The sequence below is a fragment of the Legionella sp. genome (assembly GCF_047605385.1).
In the GTDB taxonomy this organism is placed as follows: domain Bacteria; phylum Pseudomonadota; class Gammaproteobacteria; order Legionellales; family Legionellaceae; genus Legionella.
In genome coordinates this window covers 1-4,448 of sequence record NZ_JASGFU010000119.1, presented here as the reverse complement: position 1 = coordinate 4,448, position 4,448 = coordinate 1, and the positions used below count along the sequence as shown (strand labels likewise).

Genomic DNA, 4,448 nt, shown 5'->3' with positions numbered 1-4,448 from the left:
CTTGTTTGTCAGTCGATGCGCGCAAATAAGCAACAATTTTCCCCATAAATCTAGCCCGTTTACTCTTAACCTATTTTTGTAATTAAAATAATACAAATTGATATTGCAATTCATTATATTTCAATTGTATATTTAAAACCACTCATAACGCTCGTTATTTAATAATCAAAGTATAATGTCATATGCGTGCCAGTAACGAAAGACTTACCATTCTCTCAGAGGCCGAACAAGCCGCCCTCTATGAACTGCCAAACTTTGATGATGAACAACGTTTGAACTATTTGAATCTTACACCAGAAGAACAGGCACTAATGCGCAGTCGATCTGATTTGTCATCACAAATCCATTGTGCTTTACAAATTGGATATTTTAAAGCAGTCCACTTCTTTTTTCGTTTTGAATGGGACGAGGTTACTGAAGATGTAGCATTTGTTCTGGAGCAATATTTTCCTGAGCAAGTCTGTAAAACATCCCCCATAACCAAACATCAATACTATGCCCAATGCCAAATCATTGCCAGGCATTTTGGATATCAAATGTGGTCCAATGAGTTTGATCTTATACTACTTCAGCAAATTGAACAGATACTTCGTAAAGATATAAGTCCTCAGTTTATTATTATGGAATTATTGGCTTTTCTTCGAGAAAAGAAGATTATGCGACCCGGTTATAGCACGTTACAAAAAATAATTAGTCGTGCACTGTTGGATGAAAAAGCGAGGTTTACCGCACTAATCCAGACTTCGCTATCCGATCAAAATAAACGATTGCTAAAAAATTTACTGCAAGAAGAAGAAACCTTATCTGGGCTAGCTGAACTAAAACGAGACGCCAAAGATTTTAAAGCGCGCATGATGGATGCGGAACGGGAAAAACTTGAAGTAATCAAACCACTATACATGATGGCTAAATCGTTCTTGCCAACGCTCAAGTTGTCTCATCAAAACATTTCATATTACGCTAGCCTTGTCCATTACTATACTATTCATGATTTACGTCAACGTATTAAACCAGAACAATCATACCTTTATTTGTTATGCTATATCTGGGAACGTTATCGTCAATTAAGTAATAACCTAATGGATGCTTTTTGTATCCACCTTAAGCAATTTGAAGACTCTCTCAAAATAAAAGCGAAAGAGGCACATGCCCAACATGTCATGAGCCAGCAAACAGAATTGAGATCCATGCGCCGCATGGCCAAGTATTTTGTTGCCGATGAAGTTCCAGATGAAACATGTTTTGGTGATATACGACAAGAAGTTTTTATAACGGTCATCTCCAAAGAAAAATTACAAGAACAAGTGGGTAACATTGATGAAAAGGACCTTGCAGAAATTGATTTCTACTGGAAAACAACCGATCAAGAGTTTCATCGCTATAAACTACATCTGCGCCCCTTGTTGATGACGTTGGATTTCTCAAGTGTCATTGAAGATAGCCCTTGGCTCGCTGCTATAAATTGGTTAAAGACAATATTTAATTCTTCGAAACAATTGAACCAATGGCCGATAATTGATTGTCCTGAAAAAACGCTACCTAAACGATTGAAAACTTACCTCATTAACACCAACAAAGGAAAACAGCGACTAAATGCAGATCGTTATGAATTTTGGATTTACCGTCAACTTAAAAAACGCATAAAATCTGGTAATCTTCATCTTGAAGACAGTATACATTACCGCTCATTACAACAGGAATTGCAAGAGGCTTTTGATAAAGGCGCATTAACAGCACCCTTAAACATTCCAACTTTAAAACAACCAATCCAGCAATTATTGGATTTGCGTTTTGCTGAACTCCACCAGCAGTGGGTGAGCTTCAATGATGCTTTCACACAAGGCAAGCTGAAACATCTACCTTATGATGAAAAAGCCAAAACCCTGCATTTCAAAAAAAACAATGATCGTCAAGATGAGGCGCTTCAGCATCAATTTTATGAGCAACTCCCCTTGTGTGATATTGCTGATGTACTCCGATTTGTTAATAGCTCAAGTAGTTATTCATCAGCATTTACGCATATTCAACCACGCTACAGCAAAATACATGTTGTTGAAAACAATTTAATTGCAACCGTTATCGCGCAAGCATTAAATAGCGGTAATCTAAACATGGCCGATATCTCGGACATCCCATATGATACGTTGCTTGATACTTACCAATCACGTCTGCGTTTGCAAACACTGAAACAAGCCAATGACATCATTAGTAATGATATTTCTACAATGCCAATATTTCCCTTATATTCATTAGATATGTTTTTGCTCTATGCCGCATTGGACGGTCAAAAATATGAAGTAACAAGACCCAGCATTAAAGCAAGATATTCGAAAAAATATTATGGAAAAGGTAAGGGTGTTGTCGCTTACACCATGCTTTATAACCACATTCCACTGCAAAGCGATTTAATTGGCGCACACGATCACGAAAGCTACTATGCCTTTGATATTTGGTACAACAATACAAGCGGCATTACACCAAATGTACTGACTGGTGATATGCATGTTATCAATAAAGGCAATTTTGCTATTATGGATTGGTTTGGTGGTAATCTTTATCCACGATTCACCAATCTTCAGACTCAAACAAAACATTTATATTGTGGTGACAATCCAAAACAATATAGCGAGCGGACCATCCCCCCTGTAGGGCAAATTAATCGTCAACTTATTGAGGATGAATGGCCTAATATCATGCGTATTATTGCGGCTCTTGGTTTAAAAGAAATCAGTCAAAGTCTCTTGATCAAAAAATTATGCACCTACACGACTGATAATCGAACTCGCAAAGCAATTTTTGAATATGATAAACTGATTCGTAGCATTTACACACTCAAATATTTGCAAGATAGAAAAATGCAGCGCGATGTCCACCGTTCACAGAATAGATTGGAATCATATCATCAATTACGCGCAGTGATTGCGGCAACGTATGGAAAAAAACAGCTGATTGGTAGAAACGATCGTGAACTTGAAATCAGTAACCAATGTGGTCGACTGATTGCCAACGCAATTATTCATTACAATTCAGCTATTTTATCCAAGTTAAAAATCAAATATGAAGCAGAAGGTAATTTCAAGGCATTAGCTATTTTAAAGAAAATATCACCTGTGGCTTGGCGACATATTCATTTTCGGGGACATTTTATCTTTTCAAATAATGCCAAGATCATTGATCTGGATTCGATAGTGCGAAATTTAGTTTTGCTACGCAAAAAAGACAAAATAATGAACAAAGATAATCAGGATGTGTATGAGTTTACAGTATAGAAATCAACCAAAAATTACGATGTGGGTAATTTTATGAGTAAAAAAATAACAAAATCAGTGAACCATGAACCTTTATTAATGGATATTCAGAGTCTTATTAATAGTTCCAGGCAGAAAGTAGCCTTGGCTGTGAATGCCGAGTTAACATCGTTGTATTGGAGGATAGGTCATCGTATTAACCTTGAAATATTAAAGGATAATCGAGCAGAATATGGACAGGGTATCATTGAAAATTTATCACATAGCTTAATGGCTGAATATGGCCGCTCATTCGAGGAAAAAAACTTAAGGCGCATGATCCAATTTGCAGAAACATTTCCTGATGACAAGATTGTCGCCGCACTGCGACGACAATTGAGCTGGACTCACTTCAGAGCATTAATTCCAATAAAGGATCCACTGAAACGTGATTTTTATGTAGAGATGTGTCGCATTGAGCATTGGAGTACACGTACATTAGATAAACAGATCCAGTCCATGCTCTATGAGCGTACGGTGCTTTCCAGAAAACCAGAAGAATTAATTCGCCATGAACTTGAAAACTTGCGTGATTCCGATAAAGTTAGCACCGATTTAATTTTGAAAGATCCCTATGTTCTGGATTTTCTTGGCATGAAAGATCGTTATCTTGAAAAAGATTTGGAAGATGCCATATTACGTGAAATTGAGCGCTTTTTATTAGAGTTGGGCACAGGGTTCAGCTTTATAGCCCGTCAGAAACGTATACAAATCGATCATCGCGATTATTATATTGATCTATTATTTTATAACAGACGGCTTCGGAGAATATGCGCTCTGGACTTGAAATTAGGTGAGTTCGACGCAGCGTACAAAGGTCAAATGGAACTTTATTTACGTTGGTTGGCAAAATATGAACAAGAGCCCGGTGAAAATCCGCCATTAGGTATCATATTATGTACTGGAAAAACCCATGAGCAAATTGAGTTGCTGGAATTGGATAAAAGCGGCATTCATGTTGCTGAGTATATTACAACATTACCGCCTAAAGCAGAATTACAGAAAAAGTTACATCAAACGATTGAATTTGCTCGGCAGAGATTTGTAAATAAGGATGAGTGAGCAATATTTGTCCGGAAATTTGGACGGTTTACGCCCAGAGCCCCATTCCGCTCAAATAATGGACTTTCGAAATGCGCTCTACAAACCCTGCTGCTTTTA

The 4,448-nt window shown here is 37.3% G+C and carries 1 protein-coding gene and 1 pseudogene; both read left to right on the top strand.

The features are described 5' to 3' along the window. Positions 1–182 precede the first annotated feature (182 nt). Positions 183–3,206, top strand: a pseudogene (locus QM652_RS14160) (Tn3 family transposase); the annotation flags it as partial. 96 nt (positions 3,207–3,302) lie between these two features. Then, entirely contained in the window at positions 3,303–4,349 is a 1,047-nt protein-coding gene (locus QM652_RS14155; RefSeq protein ID WP_415076905.1) for a PDDEXK nuclease domain-containing protein, read from the top strand. Positions 4,350–4,448 lie beyond the last annotated feature (99 nt).

Excerpts from the sequence above, each read along its gene's own strand:
- QM652_RS14155 (WP_415076905.1), top strand. The coding sequence starts at position 3,303 with ATGAGTAAAAAAATAACAAAATCAGTGAACCATGAACCTTTATTAATG.